This window comes from Candidatus Aalborgicola defluviihabitans (assembly GCF_016705985.1).
Lineage (GTDB): Bacteria > Pseudomonadota > Gammaproteobacteria > Burkholderiales > Burkholderiaceae_C > Allorhodoferax > Allorhodoferax defluviihabitans.
In genome coordinates, this window is record NZ_JADJKN010000014.1 from 40138 (window position 1) to 61983 (window position 21846).

Genomic DNA, 21846 nt, shown 5'->3' on the forward strand with positions numbered 1-21846 from the left:
CGCTTCAGTGATGGTGGTGCTTCTTCTTGCCCAGTTTGGACTCTTTGCCTTTGGCCAACCGGCCAATATTCTCGGCGTGGCGCCATATCAGCAGCAACGACATGATGGCAGTGCACAGCACGATGCTTCTGTCCGCAGCCCACACTACGCCATCACCCATCAGGTAATAGACCGGTGCAAAAACGGCGGCAACCAACGACGCCAGCGATGAATAGCGGAAAAACACCGCAATGATCAGCCAGGTAACCAGCGTGGCCACGCCCAGTATCCAATTGGTCGCCAGCAGCACGCCCAAAGCTGTTGCCACGCCCTTGCCACCCGCAAAGCGGAAGAACACCGGAAACAAATGACCCAAAAACGCGGCCAGGCCCACCATGGCGACCGTACCGTCACCCAGACCATACGGCTGACCGAACCATTTCACCAGCATGACCGGCAGCCAGCCTTTGAGGGCGTCGAGCAACAGCGTCACGATGGCCGCCGTCTTGGAACCAGAGCGCAGTACATTGGTGGCGCCGGGGTTCTTGCTGCCAAAAGTGCGCGGATCGTTCAGGCCCATGACACGGCTCACAATGACGGCAAACGAGAGCGAGCCCACCAAATATGCAGCAATGGTGGCCAGCAGGGGATAGAAAGCAGCGAGGGAATCCAAAACCAGTTCTCCTGAAATCGAAAGGCTTCAATCAGCCAAGGCGCACTGTACCCGCTTTGCAGCCAGCAACTGCACGCAAACAGCAGGATCAATACCCACCAGATAGCCACGCCGGCCCCCGTTGATCAGGATTTTCGGCAAGGCCAGGATGGTTTCCTCGATGTACACCGGCATGGTGCGACGCGTGCCAAACGGCGAGGTACCACCCACCAGGTAACCGCTATGCCGATTGGCCACCTCGGGCGCACAGGGCTCCACCGACTTGGCGCCAATTTGACGAGCCAGATTTTTGGTGGACACCCTGCGGTTACCGTGCATCAACACCAGCAAGGGCTTTGCGTCCTGGTCCTGCATCACCAGGGTTTTGACCACCGAGAAGGGATCAAAATCCAGCACTTGTGCGCTGTGCTGGGCGCCGCCGTGCTCCAGGTATTCGTAAGGGTGCTCAGTGAACGCCACTTTGCTCGCCCTGAGCAGCTGGGTAGCGGGGGTTTCGGATACATGATCTTTTTTGGCCATGGGTGTATTTTCCACGCAAGCAGTCCGGACTTTCTGCCCAATTAGGGAGGTAACCCCTCACGGAATTTGATGCATTCTGATACTGTACTGGGTATAAGCCCGCATCGCCCTGCTTTCGTTGCGTACGTGATCTACCAGGATTGGGTTGCCGCCATGTTTAGCTTTAACGACAACGAAATCATCTGGATTGCCCAGCACCGGGCTCTCGCAAAGCTGGTCGTCATTGCGGCGGCCATTTTGTTGGCGACTTACGCGTTTCTGGACTGGATCATCGATCCCGCATTGCCCACATCGCCCAGATGCAGGTTCTGATGACTGTTGCGGTCTTTGCCACTGTACGCACGGTCGTGCGGGCTTTGATCCCCGCGATATTGATCACGTTCAATGCGGTTTGTCGTGGAGCAGCGCGGACAGGTCATCAACTGGAACGAAGCCGCCTACCGTTTGCTGGGCTACTCTGGCGAAGAAATGATTGGCCAAACGCAGCGGCGCCTTGGTCGCAGTGCTGTTTGCGGATCTGGACGGTTTCAAGCTCGTCAATGACAACTATGGGCACGATGCAGGCGACTGGGTTCTGCAAGAAGTGGCTGGACGCTGGCAGGCCTGTGTGCGTGAGTCCGACACCGTGGCACGGCCGGGTGGGGACGAGTTCGCCGTCGTGCTGGGCGACCTGCATGAGCCTGCCGCCATCGCAGGCATGGCGGTCAAACTGATTGATGCTCTACAACACGATATCGCATTGCCACAAGGGCCACACTGCCGTGTCGGTGCCAGCATTGGCATCTGCATCTACCCCTCCGACGCCACCGAAGTCGATGTACTCATTTCGATGGCGGACTCGGCGATGTACATAAGCAAGGCCAAGGGCGGCAACACCTACACGTTTTGCAGCGCTGTGGGTGCCCCGCCCGCCACGTCGTAAGATTTCGTACCGTGCGCAAGCAGCAATGTGCGTTTCATCCCACGCAAGGACGACACATTTGCTTCCAAATCGGATAACCTCGCCCCTTCAAGGAGGAGCGATTGTGGGCCATTCCATTCTCAAGACCTGCGCGGCGCTGTTAGCCAGCGCCGCATTGCAGGCATACGCATTCCAGATTGTCAGCGTCTCGCCGCAGGGCGAGGTGGCGCGCGTGCGCCAGGTGCTGGCCAAGTTTGACGACAGTGCGGTCAACTTTGGTGACCCCAAAGCCGAGGCGCCGCTCACTTTGATCTGTAGCGACGCTCAAGTCACCAAGGGCAGCGGGCGCTGGGTGACCGACCGCAGTTGGGCGTTCGAGTTTGAGAACGATCTGCCGCCCGGCGTGTCCTGCAGTCTGCAGACCCGTGCCGGCTTCAAGTCCGCCAAGGGCATTGAGCTAACGGGCAATACCCGCTTTCGCTTCAACACGGGCGGCCCCTTTGTGCAAAGTATCCGGCCCGACGTCAATGCCCGCATTGACGAGGAACAGTTCTTCACCCTGCAATTGAACGGGCCGGCCACCCTTGCCAGCGTGCAGGCCAACGTGTGGTGCGCGGTAGAGGGGCTGGGCGAACGGGTTGCTGTGCGAATGATCGACGGCAAAGAGCGTGCAGCGCTGCTAAAGTCTCAGGGCCTGGATAACGCAGCCGTCAAAGAGCCTCTGAGCATTGTCACCCTGGCCTGCAACCGCACCTTGAGCGCATCGGCCAAAGTGCAGTTGGTGTTTGGCAAGGGAGTCAGCACACCGCCCAGCGGCAGCAACGCCACTGGCGTGGCCAACTCTGTGGAAAAGCGCTTCGCATACCAGGTGCGTGAGCCCTTCACGGCTACCTTCTCCTGTGAGCGGGAGAACGCACAAAGCGCCTGCTTGCCAATTCGCCCCATGCGTCTGGGCTTCAACGCACCGGTGTCAGCCAAATTGCTGGACGCCATCCGCCTGCAGTCTGGCAAGGACAGCTTCAAACCCGCCAAGGACAACGACGACAACGCCTCTGACGATGAAGACCATGTCGTCAACTCGGTGAACTTCAAAGGCATCTTCCCCGAACAAACAGCCTTTACGCTGGAGCTGCCCAAGGGGTTCAAAGATGCTTCGGGGCGCAGCCTGCGTAACGCCGACAGCTTTCCGCTCAAGGTGTCCACCGGCGCGATGCCACCACTGGCCAAATTTGCCGCCGCACCTTTTGGCATTGTGGAGCGCTTTGCCGAACCCGGTGGCGTAGCGCTGCTACCGGTGACGCTGCGCAACGTAGAAACCGCGCCAGCCGCCCAAGGCAAGGTCAGCACCCTGCAACCGACCACAGACGCCGACATCATCAACTGGTTTTTGAAGGTGCAGCGCTATGACAGTTTTACCGTGTCGCGTGGCAGCGCTGCGCGGGAGGTGAAAGGCGCGTTACCCAAGCCCCTGAATGCTGATGAGCGCGACGAAGTGCAGTCGCGCATGGTGTCGTTGCTGCAGGGCCAAACCGGCATCAAGACGCTGGACCTGCCCCAGCCAACCGCCGGTGATCCGCGCCCCTTTGAGGTCGTCGGCATTCCACTGGGCGCGGGCTTTCACGTGGTGGAGATTGCATCACAAAAATTGGGCAGCAGTCTGCTCGATGAACGCCATGGCAAGGACCGCACCATGTACGTGCGCACCTCGGCGTTGGTGACCAATCTGGGTGTGCACTTCAAGCTGGGGCGCGAAAACGCGCTGGCATGGGTGACCACGTTGGACAAGGGCGCGCCGGTGCCACAGGCGGTGGTCAAGGTGTCCGACTGCAGGGGTCGCGAAGTGGGCAACGCTACGACCGACGCCCACGGCATTGCCCGCTTCAGCGGCCTTTCGCCCCAAGCGCCCTCCTGCCAAGGCGACGGCGCTTATACACAAGCCTATTTTGTCAGTGCCCGCGCCGCACAACCGGGTGCAGACGGCAAGGGCACAGTGCAAGACATGGCCTTTACCTGGAGCGACTGGAACCGCGGCATCGAACCCTGGCGTTTCAACTTACCCACCAGCCGCGAGGTACAGCCCGATGCACGCGCCCACACTATTTTCGACCGCACCCTGCTGCGCGCCGGCGAAACCGTGTCGATGAAACATCTGATCCGCACGGAAACTTCGTCCGGCTTTGGGCTGCCTGACACCACTCCTGCCACACTGACGATCACCCATGTTGGCAGTGGCCAACAGTACACGCAAGCCCTTGCGTGGCGCAAAACAGCCACGGGTGGTTTGAGTGCCGAAAGCACGTTTGCGATTCCACCCGCAGCCAAGCTGGGCGTCTACCAGGTAGAACTGCGCGGCGGCGGCAAGAACAATGGTAACGGCACTTACTCCACCGGACAGTTCCGAGTTGAGGAATTCCGGCTGCCGGTGCTGGAAGGCCGCGTCACCCCCTCCGAAAAAGCAGCCTTGGTGAATGTGAAGTCCGTACCAGTGGACGTACAAGTCAACTACGTGGCCGGCGGTGCCGCCGCCAACCTGCCGGTTCGTGTTTCAGCCTTGGTGCGTGGCAAGTACCTGAATTACCCAGATTACAGCGAATTCAACTTCCAGCCGCCCCGTGGCCCGCGCGACAACCGCCCAGAGGGCGAGGAAGAAGTGGACGCATCGGCCGATTCGCGCGTCATTGCCGACAAGCTGCCTATCACCCTGGACAAGAATGGCGGCGGCAAAGTGACAGTAGACAAGGTGCCCACCAAGCGCACGCCGCAAGACCTGCTGCTGGAAGCCACCTACTCTGACCCCAATGGCGAGGTGCAAACCATCCGCAGCACGCAAACCCTGTGGCCCGCCGCCGTGGTGGCCGGCATCAAGACCGAGGGCTGGGTGTCCAGCAGCCAAAAGATCAAGTTCCAGGCCCTGGCGTTGGACCTCTCTGGCAAGCCACAGGCCGACGTAGCGCTAGAGGTCAAAGCCACCGCCCGCATCACCACCACCACGCGCAAGCGCATGGTGGGCGGTTTTTACACGTACGACAACAAGACCAGCGTGAAAGAGCTGGGCAGCGTGTGCAGTGGCAAGAGCGATTCACGCGGCTTGCTGCTGTGCGAAACCGCACTCAATGAAGCCGGTGAAGTCGAGCTGGTGGTCACTGCCAAAGACGCCAATAGCAACAGCATTCAGGCCGCCAGCAGCGTGTATGTCACCAAGCAGGGTGAGATGTGGTTTGGCGGCGAAAACACCGACCGCATTGACCTATTGCCCGAGAAGAAAAGTTACCAACCGGGCGAGACCGCCAAGTTTCAGGTTCGCATGCCGTTCCGTTTTGCAACCGCCCTGGTGGCGGTGGAGCGCGAAGGCATTTTGGAGACGGAAGTCGTGCAACTCAATGGGCAAGACCCCACGGTGCAACTGAAAATCAAGGATGGTTGGGGGCCCAACGTCTATGTGAGCGTGCTGGCCCTGCGTGGCCGCCTGCGCGAGGTGCCGTGGTACAGCTTCTTCACCTGGGGCTACAAGGCCCCGCGCGAATGGTGGACCAGCTTTTGGTATGAAGGCAAAGAGTACGTGGCACCCACCGCGCTGGTGGACCTGAGCAAGCCCGCCTTCCGCCTGGGCGTAGCGGAAATTCGCGTCGGTACCAAAGCGCACCAACTGGATGTGAGCGTGAGGGCCGACAAGGAAAGCTACGCCGTGCGCAGCCAAGCCAAGGTCACTATCCAGGTGAAGCTGCCCAACGGCCAACCGGCAGCCAATGCCGAGGTGGCTATGGCCGCTGTAGACCAGGCCCTGCTGGAGCTGATGCCCAACACCAGCTGGAACCTGCTGGACGCGATGCTGGCCCGGCGCTCCTGGGGTGTGGAAACGTCTACCGCGCAAATGGAAATCATTGGCCGTCGCCACTATGGCCGCAAGGCCGTTCCTGCCGGTGGTGGTGGTGGACACAGCGGTGCGCGTGAGTTGCTGGACACCCTGCTGTTGTGGCAGCCCGCCGTCAAGCTCGATGCCAACGGCCAGGCCCAGGTGATTGTGCCGCTCAACGATGCACTGACCACCTTCAAAATCGTGGCCGTGGCTGATGCATCCACCGGCCTGTTTGGCACCGGCAACACCAGCATCCGCGCCACGCAAGACCTGCAAATCATCAGCGGCCTGCCGCCTTTGGTGCGCGAGGACGACCAGTACCGCGCGCAGCTCACCCTGCGCAACACCACCAAACAGGCCATGAAGGTGGAAGTGAGCCCGCGTGCCACGCTGCTGGACCTCAAACCCCAAACCGTGGACATCCCCGCCGGCGATGCCCGCGAAGTGGCGTGGATGGTCACCGCCCCGGCTCAGCTGGCGCAAAGCCGCTTTGAGTCCATTTTGTGGGAGATTGATGCCAAAGACACCATAAGCGGCGCCCGCGATGCACTCAAGGCCAGCCAGCGCATCATCCCCGCTGTGCCGCTCACGGTGCAACAGGCCACGCTGGTGCAGCTGGATGGCCCCTTCAGTCTGGATGTGAACCCACCAGCCGATGCACTGCCGGGCCGTGGCGGCTTGAAGATGTCCTTGCAACCCAAGCTGGCCGAAGGTCTGCCGGGTGTGAAGGACTGGTTTGCCAACTACCCCTTTGCCTGCCTGGAGCAAAAAACCAGCAAGAGCGTGGGCCTGCGTGACGGCAAGATGTGGCAAACCGTGGCCGGGCAAATCCCCAGCTACCTGGACAGCGACGGCCTGGCCAACTACTTCCCGCCGCGCGATGGCGAGGCCAACCGGGGCAGCGACACGCTCACCGCCTACCTGCTGGCCGCCACGCACGAGGCCGCCAGCATCAACCCCGCTTTTGCCCTAAGTGACGAAGTGCGCGCGCCCATGGAGCGCGGACTGATTGCGTTTGTCGAAGGCCGGATCCAGCGCAGCTTTTGGAGCCCGCGCAAAGATCTTGATGTCCGCAAACTGGCCGCGCTGGAAGCCCTGTCGCGCTACGGCAAGGCGCAGGGCCGCATGACCGGCTCCATCACCATCGCGCCCAACCAGTGGCCCACCCACTCGGTGATCGACTGGCTCAACATCTTGAAGCGCGTGCAGGATGTGCCCGAGCGCGACAAGCGCATGGCAGAGGCCACCCAAATCTTGCGCAGCCGCATCAGCTACCAGGGCACCAAGATGATCTTCAGCAGCGAGAAGGACGACTACTGGTGGTGGCTGATGCAAAACGGCGACGTCAACACCGCGCGACTGATCCTGACCGTGTTGGACGACCCGGACTGGAAAGACGACATGGGCCGCCTGGCCAATGGCTTCATCAGCCGCCAGCAAGGCGGCGCCTGGCACACCACCACGGCCAACCTGTGGGGCGCGCTGGCGCTGGAGAAGTTCAGTGCCAAGTTTGAAGCCACCCCCGTGGCGGGCACGACCAAGGCCAGCATGAGCACGGGTAGCGCGAGTGTGGACTGGAGCAAGGTCGAACGCATCAAGACCACCGATGCCAGTGGTGCCGCGCACCAAACCACCTGGTTTGGCGCACCTGCCGCACCCGGCAATCTGCGCAACAACAGCATGTTCCTGCCGTGGAGCAAAACGCCTGGCAAAGATGGACTCAAGGACACCCTGACCGTCACCCACCAAGGCACCGGAAAGCCCTGGCTCACGCTGCAGTCCATAGCGGCGATCCAGCTAAAGGAGCCGTTCAACGCCGGCTACCAGATCAAGAAAACCGTTACCCCGGTGGAACAAGCCAATAAGGGCCTGCCCGCAGGCAGCTACACACGGGGTGATGTGTTGCGCGTCAGCATCGAGGTGAACGCCAGTGCCGACATGACCTGGGCCGTGATTACCGACCCGGTGCCTGGCGGCGCTACCATTCTGGGCAGTGGCCTGGGACGCGACAGCGAGATCGCCACGCAGGGTGAGAAAAAAGAAGGCTATGGCTGGCCGGCGTTTGAGGAACGCAGCTTCGAATCCTTCCGCAGCTACTACGAGTACCTGCCCAAAGGCGTGGTCAAGATGGAATACACCATTCGGCTGAACAACGTGGGCGAGTTCTCGCTGCCACCGACACGGGTTGAGGCCTTGTACGCGCCTGAGATGTTCGGGGAATCGCCCAACGCAAAGATCAAGGTGGACGCGGCAAAGTGATGCAAAGCACTTTGTCAACAAAGGGCCGAATTGCTTTCATAGATGCGCTGCGTGGTCTGGCCATCGTACTGATGGCGCTGGACCATGTGCGTGATTTCTTTGGCCCCACAACGTTCAACCCGGTGGATTTGAACGCGACCACGCCTTTGTGGTTTTTGACCCGTTACATCACCCACTTTTGTGCACCCGTGTTTGTCTTTCTGGCGGGAGTGGGTGCCGCGCTTTATGGGCAGACGGTGAGCCGGGGCATTTTGGCCCGATTTTTGGTCACGCGCGGCATTTGGCTGGTGTTTCTGGAATGCACCTGGGTCAGCCTGAGCTGGGGCGTACTGCTGGGCGGCACCGTCATGTTGCAAGTGATTTGGGCGCTGGGCGTTGCCATGGTGGCTTTGGCCGGCTTGGTGTATTTGCCACGCTGGGCTGTTGCCATCACAGCATTGTTCTGCATCGCTGGCCACAACGCGTTTGACGGCGTGCTCGCGGCCGACTGGGGCAACCTGGGCTGGCTGTGGAGCATGCTGCATGACAAGGGGCGATTCGCGTTGGGGCCCGTCAAGTTCTTCATTCTCTACCCGGTATTGCCGTGGGTCGGTGTGATGGCCGCTGGCTACCTGGCAGCGCCCTATCTGCAAGGCGATGCCCAGCTGCGCAACCGACGGCTGTGGGCGACAGGGTTCGCATTGTTGGCGCTCATGGCAGCCTTGCGTTGGAGCAATATCTACGGCGATCCCCACCCCTGGTCGGAGCAAAGCCGTGGTGCACTGTTCAGCGCCATGTCTTTCATCAACTTTGAAAAATACCCACCGTCTTTGCTGTACCTGTGCATGACGCTGGGTTTGGGCGCATGGGTGATGGCGGTGTTGGCACGGTGGCCCGAAAGTCGCTACCGTTGGTTGCTGGTATACGGCAAGGTATCCATGTTTTTCTATCTGGTGCATCTGCCGTTGATTCATATCGGCGCAGCTTTGTGGACGATCAGCCGCTATGGGCTGGAAGGCGCCCAGGCCTTTCGCAACGACACACCACCCGCCGACTACACGCCCAGTCTGGCACTGGTCGATGGAGTATGGTTGTTATATTTGCTGGGCCTGTATTTCGCATGCCGCTGGTACGGTGGCGTCAAGAGCCGCAGGCCCAATGGTCTGCTGCGCTATTTGTAAGGCCACGGGTTATTCCTGACAAAAAGGTTAGGAAACCCCGCAGTTACTTCGTATAGTGCGCCTTTGTTCAATTAATACCCATCCACGCTCTGCGGCGTGCCCTTTCAGGAGTTCGACCCATGAATATCGTTCAACGCGTTCAGGACATTTTGCTCAAACCCAAGGAAACATGGCCCGCCATCGACGCTGAAGGCGGCGATACCGCATCCATCTACAAAAATTACCTGATCTACCTTGCATTGGTTCCAGCCGTTGCAGGTTTTATTGGCCTATCGCTCATCGGCGTTGGCGTTTTTGGGGTGTCGTACCGTGTGCCTCTAATCAGCGGACTGGCCAATATGGTGGTTGGCTACGTAATGTCGTTGGTCATGGTGTTTGTCGTGGGCCTGATTGCCGATGCACTGGCGCCCAGCTTTGGTGGCACCAAGAACCCACTCAACGCGCTGAAATTGGTGGCCTACGGCAGCACGGCTGGATTTTTGGGTGGTGTTTTTTCCTTGCTGCCATCGCTGTCCATTTTGGGGGTACTGGCTGCGGCCTACTCCATCTACCTGATTTACATCGGCGTGCCTGTGATGATGAAAAGTCCACCTGAAAAGGCCGCCGGTTACACGGCCGTTTTGATCATCTGCGGCATCGTGGCGGCTCTCATTGTGGGCGCGGTATCCGCCATGTTTGGCATGGGCCGCCATGGTATGGGCGGCCTGGGGAGCATGGGCGATGGTGGTGGAAATATTGCCATCAACACACCCGATGGCTCGATCAGCGTGGACACCTCAAAGCTGGCAGTTGCCGCCAAGAAAATGGAAGAGGCCGGCAAACGCATGGAAGCTGCCCAGGCATCGGGTGACCCAGCTGCTGCCGGCAAGGCCATGGCTGACATGATGGGTGCCATGGCCGGTGGTGCCGCCTTCCCTACGGACGACATGAAGGCCTGGTTGCCCGCCACGTTGGCAGGCCAGGCGCGCACCAGCTTTGAAGTACAAGGCGGCGCTGCGATGGGCATTGCTGGCTCAACGGCCAACGCCAGCTACGGCACAGGCGACAGCCAAATGCACCTGACGGTGACTGATGCTGGCGGCATGGCCGCACTGGCGGGCTTGGCCGCATGGGCCAATATGACCGTGGACAAAGAAACCGCCACCTCGGTCGAAAAGGTCTACAAAGCGGGCAATCGCAGCATGCGCGAGGAATACCAAAAAGACGGCAGCCAGTCAGAAGTCACCGCCATGCTGGGAAACGGCTTGATTGTGGAACTCAAAGGCGACCAAGTACCGGTTGCCAAAGTGAAACAAGCCTTGGCTGAGTTGGACTTGTCACGCATGGAATCGGCCAAGCGCCCCGCTGCCAAGCAGTAAGAGGGTCGGTTTCGAAGTGCACGGAGGCTTATCAGAGAATGCTGTTCGCAGCAGAATGTTGCGTCAACTGCGTTGTTGGCTTACTACGTTTTTGATAGCTACTTGTGTAGGTAATACGTGGGCTACAGCCACTTTTAATTCTGTAAAATCCTCTTTCAAACCATCTGACACGCTGATCCTGAGCCGTGAAGGCGAGGTACTGCAACGCCTGCGCACCGATACCAGCGTGCGCCGCGGCCAGTGGGTGGCGCTCGCCGATGTTTCACCCGCCCTGCGCACCGCCCTGGTGCTGAGTGAAGACAAGCGCTTTTATGAACACAGCGGCGTGGACTGGCAGGCAGCCTCTGCTGCGGCCTGGGCCAACCTGTGGAACCGCAAAACACGTGGCGCCTCCACCATCACCATGCAGCTGGCCGGCTTGCTGGACGATGACCTGAAACGCGGCTCTGGCGGGCGCAGTGTGGTGCAAAAGCTGGAGCAAACCGTATCGGCGCAACTGCTGGAGCGGAACTGGCGTAAAGACCAAATTTTGGAGGCCTACCTGAACCTGGTGCCATTCAAGGGCGAGCTGGTGGGCATTGACGCCCTGAGCCGCACCCTGTTTGGCAAGGCCGCCCACGGCCTGGACGCCCGCGAGGCAGCGGTGGCGGTGGCACTGGTGCGCGCACCCAATGCCTCGCCCGCTGTGGTGGCCCAGCGCGCATGCGCCGTGCTCAAAAGCCTGCCCGCAACGGACACCGACTGCGAGGCGCTGGACCTGTTCACCACTGGCGCGCTGCAGCGGCGCGACTATGGCGCCAGCGAAGGCATAGCGCCCCACGTTGCCCGCCAGCTCACCCGCACTGCTACACCACTGCAGGCGAAGTCCAACGCCATCACCACCACGCTCAGCGCCCCGCTGCAACGCTTTGCCCTGCAAACCCTGCAGCAGCACCTGCGTGAATTGGCCGGTCGCCACGTGGAAGACGCCGCGCTGGTGGTGTTGGACAACGCCAGCGGCGAGGTGCTGGCCTGGGTCGGCTCGTCCGGCGACCTGAGCAGCGCGGCAGAGGTGGATGGTGTTACCGCCCTGCGCCAGCCCGGCTCCACGCTCAAGCCGTTTCTCTACGGGCAGGCGATTGCCGAGCGGCGCATCACCGCTGCGTCCTTGATCGAGGACTCGGCCGCCCAAATCGAGACGGCGGGTGGCCTCTACATCCCGCAAAACTACGACCACCAGTTCAAAGGCTGGGTGTCGGCCCGCACCGCGCTGGCGGCGTCGCTCAACGTGCCGGCTGTGCGCACCCTGGTCATGGTGTCACCAGACGCATTCCACAAACAGCTGCGAAAAATGGGGCTGCCGCTCAAGGAGAGTGGTGACTTTTATGGCTATAGCCTGGCACTGGGCAGCGCCGAGGTGTCCTTGTTGAACCTGACCAACGCCTACCGCGCCTTGGCCAACGGTGGCCGCTTGAGTGCAACCACACTCACACGCAACGCCAAGCCCGTATGGCACACCGCGCTGGACCCACGCGCAGCCTTCATCGTCGGCGATATTCTGAGCGACCCACTGGCCCGTGCCCGCACCTTTGGCACCGACAGCGTGCTGGCCACGCGCTTTTGGACGGCGGTGAAGACCGGCACCAGCAAGGACATGCGCGACAACTGGGCCGTGGGCTGGTCCCAGCGCTACACCGTGGGCGTGTGGGTGGGCAACGCCAGTGGCGCGCCCATGTGGGACGTGAGCGGCACCACAGGGGCCACGCCCATCTGGGCGGCAGTGATGGGCTATTTGCACAAGACTCTGCCCAGCCGCGCACCCAAGGCCCCAGCGGGCGTGGTGCAAACACCCGTGCAGTTTGGGGCGCAAGAGGCAGCGCGCCAGGAGTGGTTTTTGCAGGGCACACAGCAGCCATCGTTTGCTATGACTTCAGGAGCTGATTACGTAGATTCGACGAGGGCTAGAGGTCCAAAAGGCTCTAATGTTCTGGTGAAAGGCATGGCCCGCATCACCTCTCCCACCAGCGGCACCATCATCGCGCTAGACCCGGATATCCCCCCCAGGAACCAACGCGTGAGTTTTCAGGCCCAAGGCAGCAACCTGCACTGGTTGCTGAACGGCAAGGCGTTCGCCAAAGGCACTTCCGCGCAGTGGCTGCCATGGCCTGGTAGGCATGTGCTGCAGATCACCGATGCCAAAGGCAACGTGCTGGATGAAGTGCGGCTGGAGGTGCGGGGCGCGGGGGTCAAAGGCGGGCCGCTGGCACCGACCAAACCGCGCTAACATTTCGACATCGACGGTTGGTTTTCCAGTTTATTGCGTCGTCTAACTTGGAAATGGCAAGATAGGCGCTGGGCTGCATTGAGTTAGGGGACAGGCATGAGCATTGTCGCGTTTGTGTTTTTTTTGTTCGCAGCTTCGCCTGCGTTCGCTGGCGGCTTTGGCCCGTGGACTTTCGGGATGTCGGCAGATCAGATTCGATCGGTCAAAGCGCAAGGTCCGTATCGCGCTTTCTCCAATGGAGGTCTGGAGACATACAACGCGGAATTTGGCGGCAAGGCCCAAAATGCCCAGTTCTATTTCAAAGATGGTCATCTATGGCGCATCGCAATCCGGGTTTATGAGGGAGTAGACCTCACCCAAGCCTCTCAATCTTGGGCATACACTTATAAAGCCCTCGTTTCTCTATACGGGCGAATTGTGACCCCAAACCTCGCGGGCGAGACCTTGCAAGCGCTCGCTGATTCAGCCAAGTCTGTCGTCGCCGGTGGGGGCAAGGCCCAGATGGCTCCAGTGTCACAACCTAACGGCGAGTTCGTGTTCAGTTCCTTCAACAGCATCGCACAAGAGGGTGTTAAGACCTACATGGTAACGGTCAACTATGACGAGCCTTCCCCCTAATTCAGGCGTTCAAGCTGTAAAAAGATCCGATTTCTACGAGCGCCATTTCGGCTGCACACGATTCACGGATCAGGTCTCAAGAATTTAGCATTCATCTCCAAAAATCGTTACAAACCACTGCAAATGAGCCGGAAGAGTTATCGGCGACTATCGGTGTAGGATGAACCCAATTTGCCATGATGGTCGATCAACTCTCAAGCAACGCGTGATGGATATTTCCGCACACATCAGTCGTCATTCGCTATGCATTCAGGAGCGAAATACGTATATCCGACGAGGGCTAGAAGCCAAAATGGCTCTAAGGTCTTGGTGAAAGGCACAGTGCAGGACGAGATACGCCTGCAAGTGCGTGGTGCAGGGGCGCCGGCAAAAAGTGGCGCAGTTTCGCAAACCGCGCCACGATAAGCGCCATTCCACGCTCCAATCCAGCCAAAATCACTTCAACTGCGCCAGTGCCCACCACGCTCCCTGATGCGACGCTGGTCCAAAGCATACAGTCCGCCTCCATCGGCCTCTCACTGGCTGAGCTGCTGGTGCAACACCCCACGCTGGAACGGCGCAACGACACTGGGCTGGGTCATAATCTATTGAGAAATAGCGGGGGATTGCTTCAAATCCCCTATCGCCAAAACCACACACCACCGTCTCGCAGGCGGATCAGTCCGACATGGTTTCTCTGCCGCGAACTAGGCCATCGCTTTATGCGCAGCTGATTGCTAGGCCGTAGATGCAAGAATCGCCTCAATCGGTACGCAAAACAAAGCTGCTCTACGCACTGCTATCACCAGTTTTTCTGGTGGCCGCATGCGCTCTTGTTCAAGTCCTTGCGGGTCAATTCATCGGCGTTTGGGCTTGGGTTCCAACCATGCTCTTCTTCTGGATAGCGATCGCTTTCCTGACGTACAAATTCTCTGGATCTGCCGGTGCATTCGCTCGATTCAATTCTGGCTCAGGCAACTTGATCTGGCCCGCTGTGGCACTTCTTGCCGGTTTGTTGTCGCTTCACGGCTTCATTGGCCACTGGACACTGCTTAGCAACCTGAACCTTGTGGTTGCCTGGCTAGTCTTTGCACTGTTCAATCCATGGTTCGAGGAGTCCTACTGGCGTGGCGTGCTGCTGGATGCCACAGCCTCGTGGGGCAAGCTGCCAAGCTTGCTCTATTCCTCGATCTGGTTCGCAGCAAGTCACCCACTCATTTGGGGCATTCATTCGCTCCCATTGCGCAAAATGGAGGCTGCGGGCGCGTTACTTTTCGTTGGTCTTATCTGGGGCAGAACCTACCAGCGCACTGGCAGTTTGCGCTGGTGTGTTGCGGGTCATATGCTCGCCAACTTGTTTGGGCTGGCAGCACTTGTCCTTCTCAATCTGTACGACCCGACCGTTCGGTAATGGCTGTTGGGGAAACGCCTGCTTCTCGCTTTCCGGCGTCTAGGATAGGTGTTCTGGGCGAGTATCAGTCGTCATTCGCTATGCATTCAGGAGCTGCTTACGTAGATTCGGCGAGGGCTAGAGGCCAAAAAGACTCTAAGATTTTTGGAAAGAACATGGCGCGCATTACCGCGCCGACCACTGGCACCATCACCGCGCTGGACCCGGATATTCCTCCCAGGAACCAGCGCGTGAGTTTTCAGGCCCAGGGCAGCAATCTGCACTGGCTGCTGGACGGCAAGGCATTTGCCAAAGGCACTTCCGCCCAGTGGCTGCCATGGCCGGGTCGGCATGTGCTGCAAATCACCAATGCCAAGGGCCAGGTGCTGGATGAAGTGCGGCTGGAGGTGCGGGGCGCGGGGTTCAAAGGCGGACCGCTGGTGCCGATCAAACCGCGCTAACATTTCGACATCGACGGTTGGATTTCCAGTTTATTGCGTAGTCTGGCTTGGGAATGGCAAGATAGGCGCTCGGCTCCATTTAGCTATCCCTTGAAGCCGGCGCCCGTAGCTGTTCGGGCCCTTCAGCGGTAGACTTGAGGCCTCACTAAGGGGATCAGTATGGCCAATCTTGTCGAACAACTCAGTTCCCAAGCCCGAACGCTGTCACCGGCGGATCGGGTGCGATTGGCTGAGGAGCTTCTTGCCACTGTGCACGAGCCAGACGACGAAGTCGAGGCGGCGTGGGCCGAGGAGATTCGGCTCCGAATCGCAGATATTGACGCTGGTACGGCGAAGCTCATTCCCGCTGATGAAGTATTTGCGAAAATTCGACATCTGCTGAAGTGATGCGCGTCCGGTTTCACGAGGCCGCGCTGGCCGAGTTGGAATGGGAGGTGCAGTACTACGCAAAGATTGACCCAAAACTCGGTGAGCGATTTGCAACGGTTGTCGAACGGGCACTCGCAATTGCCACTGAGTTTCCAGATATGGGTTCACCTCACAGGTACGGCACTCGCCGAGTTTTTCCGAAGCGCTTTCCATTTTCGATCGTGTACCTACACCGCAGTGATGAAATTCTGGTGCTGGCAATCGCGCCGGACGACAGGAAGCCAGGTTACTGGCGTTCCCGGATAGTCCAGGGATAACATGTCAATGGACACGGACCCACAACAGCCGGCGGCGGCTCCGCCGCAAAAGGTTGTGGTCCGGTCACCTTGACGTTAGCCTTCATAACAATCAACTAGTCATGCCAACCTTTAAGAACCTCATTGCGATCATGTTCCTTGTTCTTGGCCTCTCTGCGCAGGCCCAAGACTATCCTGCGCCTTCGCCGCAGTACACGAGTCCCGTCCCGAGCTCTCGGTTTGAAGTGATGCAGTCGCCTCTCGCGGCGAAGTGGACCTTTCGACTCGACAAGTACGCTGGGCGTGTCTGGCAGCTCGTTCGCACCAAAGACGACGAAAGCTCGTGGGAAGAAATGCCTGTATACGACTCGCTGAAAGTGCAGGCTCCGACTCGTCCACGCTTTCAGCTCTTCACCTCCGGCCTTGCGGCTCGACACACCTTCCTCATAGATACCGATTCGGGCAAGACTTGGGTTCTGGTAACAGGAAAGCGGAAGAACAAGAATGGTTCTGAGTATGAAGTTACTGGCTGGCAGCCATTCGCCGAGTGACACTAACCGGTCGCTCAAGCCGATTCGCCTTAGGCGAACGGCTTAGATTTTCGTTATGCCTCGGAGAAACACACCTTGACACCAGACGTAGTAATTGCAGAGCTTGAGCGCTACGAAGCGGAACTTGCGCGAATCCTTCGCGGCTTCAAGCGCACTTCGAGCGGAATCTACATTGGCGAAGGGGATGACCCGCTGTACCGGCAGTACGCCCGCGAGCTCGCCGATCTGTACAACGACGCACTTGGACAAAATGTCTACTCAAGACAATTGTCTGATGAGTACTCGGAAGGGTTCGGCATGTACGGCGCGCCATCCTTCAAAGGAGTTGAGAATATTTTGTCGGTAGTAAAGGCATCCCTCACAAGATTGCGCCGCTCGCCCGACCTTCTGAATAAAAAACAGTCTCAGGAGGCGCTGCGCCACAGAGAAAATGTGTTCATCATCCACGGCCGCGATGAAGCCAAGTGGAGAGAACTGAAAGACATCGTCAAGTCGGAGTTCCGACTCAACCCAATTGTTCTTATGGAACAGCCAGACGCGGGATGCAAGACAGTCATCGAGAAGTTTGAAAAGTACGCGCAAACCTGTACGTATGCGATCGCAGTGTTCACACCCGACGACGAGGTTAAGGCCGGCCCAGAAATCTACCTTCAAGCTCGCCCAAACGTAATCTATGAGCTCGGCTGGTTCTGCGGGCAACTTGGGCGGGGCGGCGCAATGCTACTGCTCAAGGAAGGTACAGAACTCTTCTCCGACTTTGGTGGCATCATTCAGAAGCGCTTCAGAAGCAGCGTCTCCGAGCGCGTGCTTGAGATCCGCCGAGATTTAGAGGCCGCCGGTGTACTGCCGCCCGGCGAGGCCTAACCCTTCTATATAGACTCCCCCACAAGTTCAAGAAACTGACCGATAGTTTGGCTGTTTGGGCAGCGCCTGCCTCTCGTTTTCCGGCATTTAAGATGAGTATCCTGAGCACGCAGCAGCCGTCATTCGCTATGCATTCAGGAGCTAATTACTTAGATTCCACGAGGGCTAGAGGACAAATAGGCTCTAACATTTTGGCAAAAGGCATGACCCACATTGCCGCACCCACCAGAGGCACTCTCATCGCGCTGGACCCGGATATTCACCAGGAACCAGCGCGTGAAAAGTAGCCCCTTTTAGAACCGCTTCCAGAACTTGGCGAAGTACGACGCACCATTCAATCCAAACTGCACGCTGTCGTAAATGAATCCGTTGTCGGTTTCATTCGCGTCTTGGGTGGTTGGTTTGACGTTGAAGATGTTGTTGCCGCCAACGGTCAGCTTGGTGTTTTTGTCAAAGCTATAGGTAAAGGCCAAGTCGGCTGAGGTCTTGGGTTCGTAGAAGGCGTTGGGTACGCCGTTTTCGGTGCCCGAGAAGGTGCCCAAGGTCTGGCTGCCAAAGTGGATGATCTTGAAGTTGGTCTCCCACGCGCCCTGGGTGTAGTCAAAGCCCAGCGTTGCCTTGGTGCGTGGGCCACCTTGTTCGATAAACAGGCGTTCGCGCTCCGACAGCAGCACCGACTCATAGCCCTTCAGTGAAGCCGGTGCATGCACGTTGACCACGTCGGTCTGGCTCAGGTTCAACGCCAGGAAGGTGGACAGCTTGCCGCTGCCCAACTCGGACTTGTTGGACACGGTCAGGTCCAGACCCTTGGTCTTGGTGTCAATCGAGTTGACGAAGAACTGCGCCTGACCCACACCCAGTGCTGCCAATGTGGCGCCCAGTGCAGGGAAGTTGTCCGCATCAAACCGGCCCGACAGTCCAATGCGGTCGTCGATATTGATTTGGTACAGGTCTGCCGTTATCGATGTGGTCTTGCTCGGTGTCAGCGTAAAGCCCAGCGTGAAGTTCCTGGAGTTTTCCTCTTTGAGCTTGGGGATTCCGGCCGCGTTGGCAATAGTGCCGCCATTGGGTGCCAACACCACGTCTTGCGGCTGGCCGCTGATGAAGTCGGTGAAGGTGGACGAGAAGTAAACCTGTTGCAGAGACGGTGCACGGAAGCCCGAGCTCACCGAGCTGCGGAACAGCAGTTGGTCACTGGCCTTGAAGCTGGCCGCCAGCTTGCCGGTGGTGGTGTTGCCAAAATCGCTGTATTGCTCGGTGCGCACAGCGGTTTGCACTTTGAACTTTTGCGTAACGTCGGTTTCGATGTCGACATACAGCGCCGTGCTGTCGCGGTTGCGGTTGGTGACGTCCGCAGGCTGGAAGCCGGGGAAGCCCTGGCTACCCGCGTTGCCGCCAACGCCCACGCCGTCGGCGTCGATGTACGAGCCTGGCTCGCCAGCGGAAATCTGGTAGTTTTCGCGGCGGTACTCGGCACCGAAGGCCACGTTCGAGCCCATCAGGAAGCCATCAAAAAACTTGCTGAAATCGATGTTGGTGGTGGCTTGTGAGAACAAGAATCCGCCGGCCTGGAAAGCACTGGCACTGCGGCCTGCGCCGCCGTTCATCAGGTCCAGGTTGGCGATGGACGCGTTGATGGTGTTGGCGATGCGGTAGCGCATCTCGTTGGAGCCGTAGGTCTGCGACAGGTCTGCCGTCCAGTCGCCCACTTGCCAGCGGTGACCGATGATGGCGTAACGGTCGTTGATGTCGCCATTGATAAAGGGCACAAAGCCGTTGGGGTACATGGCTTCGGAGTTGCGGCTGGGAATGTCATCCGAGCCCACACCACCGCGCGCGAATGCAGCAGACGAGGCGTCGCGGTTTTGCGCGCCCAGCGTGAAGTACAGCTTTCCGGTGCTGCTGGTGGGCAGCTCGCCGTTCAGGTAGATCGTGGAGTTTTTGGATTGGGTGTCGCCAATGATGCGGGGGTTGTCTGCCTCGGCCCGGTTGGAGCGGCCACGGTCTGAATATTCAGCGGTGATGCCCAGCACGCCGTTTTCACCAATACCAAAGCCGCAATAGGCCGATGGCAGGTAGTTCTTGCCGTCGCCCACCGAATACTGGCTGTAGCCCAGCACCGCCTCGCAACCTTTGCTCTTCTTCAGCGTGATGTTCATGACGCCGGCAATGGCGTCGGAACCATATTGGGCGGCGGCGCCGTCGCGCAGGATCTGCACGTTGTCGATGGCCAGCACGGGGATGGCGTTCAGGTCGGTGCCGGTGTTGCCGCGGTTGCGAGCACCAAACAAGTTGACCAGCGCCGTGGTGTGGCGGCGTTTGCCGTTAACCAGAACTAGCGTTTGGTCTGAACCCAGACCGCGCAAGGAGGCGGAATCAATTAAGTCCGCACCGTCCGCGCCGGTCTGGCGGGTGGAGTTGAATGACGGCGACAGGTATTGCAGCGATTGAGATAAGTCAAACTGACCGCCCTGCTCCGATGTCTTGGTCATCGGAATAAAGTCGATTGGCACCGGGGTGTCGGTGGCCGACGCATTGGCCCGGCGCGAGCCGATGATGGTGACACTGTCCAGGCCAGAGGCCGTTGCGGCGCCAGTGGTTTGCGCAACGGCAAATGAGACGGGGGTCAGCGCAGCGACTGCCGCCGCGCCATAAAGTCCAATGGATAGCGCTTTGCGCAAAACAGTCATAGCTCGCCCTTTTGATATTGTGGGAATGGGAAACGAGCTGAAATTCTAGGGGCACATCCCTAGTCCAGGGGCGGTTGTTACCGCGATACCACACTCACCCCAGATAACGACCAAAAAAGCGCAGGCTGCGGTCCCAAGCCTGCTGCGCCCAAGCCGAGTCGTATTGCGTGGCTGGGATGCGGCCAGGGCCAACAGCGGTCTCATTTGCAAATGCGTGGTGGGCCAGGTAGCGATGGAATTCAAAGCCCACACCAGCCTCGCGCAGTTTGGCCTCCAACGCGTCCACCATATCAATTTTGAAAAATTCGTCTTGCGTGCCCCAGTGCCCCATCAGCGGCGCGCGCAGCTTGCTGGCGTCGATGTATTCCAAAGGCGGGCAGCCGTACCAGACCACACCGGCGTCGGCCTCGGGCGTTTGGGTCATGGCCAGCAGGGTGAGTGCGCCGCCCATGCAAAAGCCGGTCACGCCGACCTTGGGTGCGCGGGTCTTGAGGTATTGCACCGCACCACGGATGTCTTGCGACGCCGCATCGCCAAAGTTGAGCGCGGTCATTAAATGGCTGGCCTCTTCGGCCTCGACCGTGGATTGCCCACGGTACAAGTCTGGCACCAGGGCCTGGTAGCCCGCAGCGGCCAGCCGGTCGGCCACGCCGCGAATCTGGTTATTCAAACCCCACCATTCCTGAATAACCACGATGGCCGGTGCGCCACTGCCTTGCGCTGGCTCTGCCAGATACCCTTGAACCGCTTGCCCATCCGGGCGTTGAAAGCTCACCATGGTTCCCATTGCGTGTCTCCTCATGTGGTGGTGGTTGGTGTCTTCATATTACGCGCGTCGGGTGGCACAATGGTTTCATGCAGTACCAAAACCTTTTGGTGACCATGGACGGCCCCATCACCACCGTCACACTCAACCGGCCCGACAAACGCAATGCCCTGGCGCTGAACGTGATGCGCGAGTTGACTGTTGCCCTGCGCACCATTGCCCAGACCGAGGCACGTGGTGTGATTCTGGCTGCCAACGGGACGGTCTTTAGCGCAGGGCACAACTTTGCCGATATGGCCGGTGCCACGCTCGCGCAATCGCGCGAATTGTTTTTGGTCTGCACCGAGATGATGAACACCATCCAGCGCCTGCCACAACCCGTGGTAGCCCGCGTGCACGCACTGGCCACAGCCGGTGGCTGCCAGCTGGTGGCCAGTTGCGACCTGGCGGTGGCGGCGGATACGGCCACCTTTGCCATCCCCGGCGGCAAGGCTGGCCTGTTTTGCCATACCCCCCTAGTGGCGGTGGCGCGCAATGTGGGGCGCAAGCGCGCCATGGAAATGGCTCTCACCGGAGACCCCATTGATGCCGCCACCGCAGCCGATTGGGGCCTGATCAACAAGGCGGTGCCGTCCGATCAACTGGAGGCCGCCACGCTGGACCTGATCCAACGCGCCACCCGTGGCAGCGCATTATCGAAGGCATTGGGCAAGCAGGGCTTCTACCACCAGGTTGATCTGCCGCAGCCCTTGGCTTATGACTATGCGGTGGAACGCATGGCCACGGCAGCACTGTTGCCCGATGCGCAGGAAGGCATCAGCGCCTTTCTGGAAAAGCGTGCGGCCCACTATGTCCAACGGCCGGGGGACGATTTGGCGGCATAAATTCCCGCAG

Annotated in this window: 19 protein-coding genes; 15 read left to right on the forward strand and 4 right to left on the reverse strand. The window is 59.4% G+C overall.

The window, feature by feature from the left end; genetic code table 11:
• Positions 1–4 precede the first annotated feature (4 nt).
• Both plsY and IPI80_RS14400 read right to left on the reverse strand, forming a co-directional pair.
• Positions 5–652 (reverse strand): glycerol-3-phosphate 1-O-acyltransferase PlsY, encoded by a 648-nt coding sequence (plsY, locus tag IPI80_RS14395; protein ID WP_413861248.1) that lies wholly within the window; start codon positions 650–652, stop codon positions 5–7.
• Positions 653–679: 27 nt separating this feature from the next.
• The gene (locus tag IPI80_RS14400) at positions 680–1171 is read right to left on the reverse strand and encodes an aminoacyl-tRNA deacylase (RefSeq protein WP_413861250.1); all 492 of its coding nucleotides are present in this window, start codon (positions 1169–1171) and stop codon (positions 680–682) included.
• A gap of 69 nt (positions 1172–1240) precedes the next feature.
• On the opposite strand from IPI80_RS14400, the gene IPI80_RS14405 reads away from it, so the two are divergent.
• From IPI80_RS14405 to IPI80_RS14470, 14 genes are all read left to right on the forward strand, one after another.
• Complete coding sequence (locus IPI80_RS14405; RefSeq protein ID WP_413861252.1) at positions 1241–1483, forward strand: hypothetical protein; 243 nt, start codon at positions 1241–1243, stop codon at positions 1481–1483.
• A gap of 72 nt (positions 1484–1555) precedes the next feature.
• The gene (locus tag IPI80_RS14410; protein ID WP_413861254.1) at positions 1556–1714 is read left to right on the forward strand and encodes a PAS domain-containing protein; all 159 of its coding nucleotides are present in this window, start codon (positions 1556–1558) and stop codon (positions 1712–1714) included.
• A complete protein-coding gene (locus IPI80_RS14415; protein ID WP_413861256.1) occupies positions 1644–2093 on the forward strand; it encodes a diguanylate cyclase domain-containing protein in 450 nt (149 codons plus the stop codon). The genes IPI80_RS14410 and IPI80_RS14415 overlap by 71 nt, the downstream gene beginning before the upstream one ends.
• 103 nt (positions 2094–2196) lie before the next feature.
• On the forward strand, positions 2197–8187 hold the full coding sequence (locus IPI80_RS14420; protein ID WP_413861258.1) for an alpha-2-macroglobulin family protein: 5991 nt from the start codon (positions 2197–2199) through the stop codon (positions 8185–8187).
• Positions 8187–9347, forward strand: a complete 1161-nt coding sequence (locus tag IPI80_RS14425) for a DUF1624 domain-containing protein (protein WP_413861260.1) — start codon at positions 8187–8189, stop codon at positions 9345–9347. Before IPI80_RS14420 ends, IPI80_RS14425 begins: the two co-directional genes overlap by 1 nt.
• A gap of 119 nt (positions 9348–9466) precedes the next feature.
• Positions 9467–10705: a Yip1 family protein gene (locus tag IPI80_RS14430; protein ID WP_413861262.1), complete on the forward strand. Its 1239-nt coding sequence runs from the start codon at positions 9467–9469 to the stop codon at positions 10703–10705.
• A gap of 55 nt (positions 10706–10760) precedes the next feature.
• A complete protein-coding gene (gene pbpC, locus IPI80_RS14435) occupies positions 10761–12968 on the forward strand; it encodes a penicillin-binding protein 1C (protein WP_413861264.1) in 2208 nt (735 codons plus the stop codon).
• 96 nt (positions 12969–13064) lie between these two features.
• Positions 13065–13586: a hypothetical protein gene (locus tag IPI80_RS14440; protein ID WP_413861266.1), complete on the forward strand. Its 522-nt coding sequence runs from the start codon at positions 13065–13067 to the stop codon at positions 13584–13586.
• 727 nt (positions 13587–14313) lie between these two features.
• Entirely contained in the window at positions 14314–14976 is a 663-nt protein-coding gene (locus IPI80_RS14445; protein ID WP_413861268.1) for a lysostaphin resistance A-like protein, read from the forward strand.
• A gap of 155 nt (positions 14977–15131) precedes the next feature.
• Positions 15132–15416, forward strand: a complete 285-nt coding sequence (locus IPI80_RS14450; RefSeq protein ID WP_413861270.1) for a hypothetical protein — start codon at positions 15132–15134, stop codon at positions 15414–15416.
• A gap of 159 nt (positions 15417–15575) precedes the next feature.
• Positions 15576–15803: an addiction module protein gene (locus IPI80_RS14455; protein WP_413861272.1), complete on the forward strand. Its 228-nt coding sequence runs from the start codon at positions 15576–15578 to the stop codon at positions 15801–15803.
• Complete coding sequence (locus IPI80_RS14460; RefSeq protein ID WP_413861405.1) at positions 15803–16102, forward strand: type II toxin-antitoxin system RelE/ParE family toxin; 300 nt, start codon at positions 15803–15805, stop codon at positions 16100–16102. Before IPI80_RS14455 ends, IPI80_RS14460 begins: the two co-directional genes overlap by 1 nt.
• 101 nt (positions 16103–16203) lie before the next feature.
• Positions 16204–16632 (forward strand): hypothetical protein, encoded by a 429-nt coding sequence (locus tag IPI80_RS14465; protein WP_413861274.1) that lies wholly within the window; start codon positions 16204–16206, stop codon positions 16630–16632.
• Positions 16633–16707: 75 nt separating this feature from the next.
• Positions 16708–17496, forward strand: a complete 789-nt coding sequence (locus tag IPI80_RS14470) for a TIR domain-containing protein (RefSeq protein ID WP_413861276.1) — start codon at positions 16708–16710, stop codon at positions 17494–17496.
• Positions 17497–17789: 293 nt separating this feature from the next.
• On the opposite strand, the gene IPI80_RS14475 is transcribed toward IPI80_RS14470, so the two are convergent.
• Complete coding sequence (locus tag IPI80_RS14475) at positions 17790–20186, reverse strand: TonB-dependent receptor plug domain-containing protein (RefSeq protein WP_413861278.1); 2397 nt, start codon at positions 20184–20186, stop codon at positions 17790–17792.
• A 94-nt stretch (positions 20187–20280) separates the two neighbouring features.
• Entirely contained in the window at positions 20281–20964 is a 684-nt protein-coding gene (locus tag IPI80_RS14480) for a dienelactone hydrolase family protein (RefSeq protein ID WP_413861407.1), read from the reverse strand.
• A gap of 77 nt (positions 20965–21041) precedes the next feature.
• On the opposite strand from IPI80_RS14480, the gene IPI80_RS14485 reads away from it, so the two are divergent.
• Positions 21042–21836 carry an enoyl-CoA hydratase-related protein gene (locus IPI80_RS14485; RefSeq protein ID WP_413861280.1) on the forward strand — a complete coding sequence of 265 codons (795 nt, stop codon included), beginning with the start codon at positions 21042–21044 and terminating at the stop codon, positions 21834–21836.
• Positions 21837–21846 lie beyond the last annotated feature (10 nt).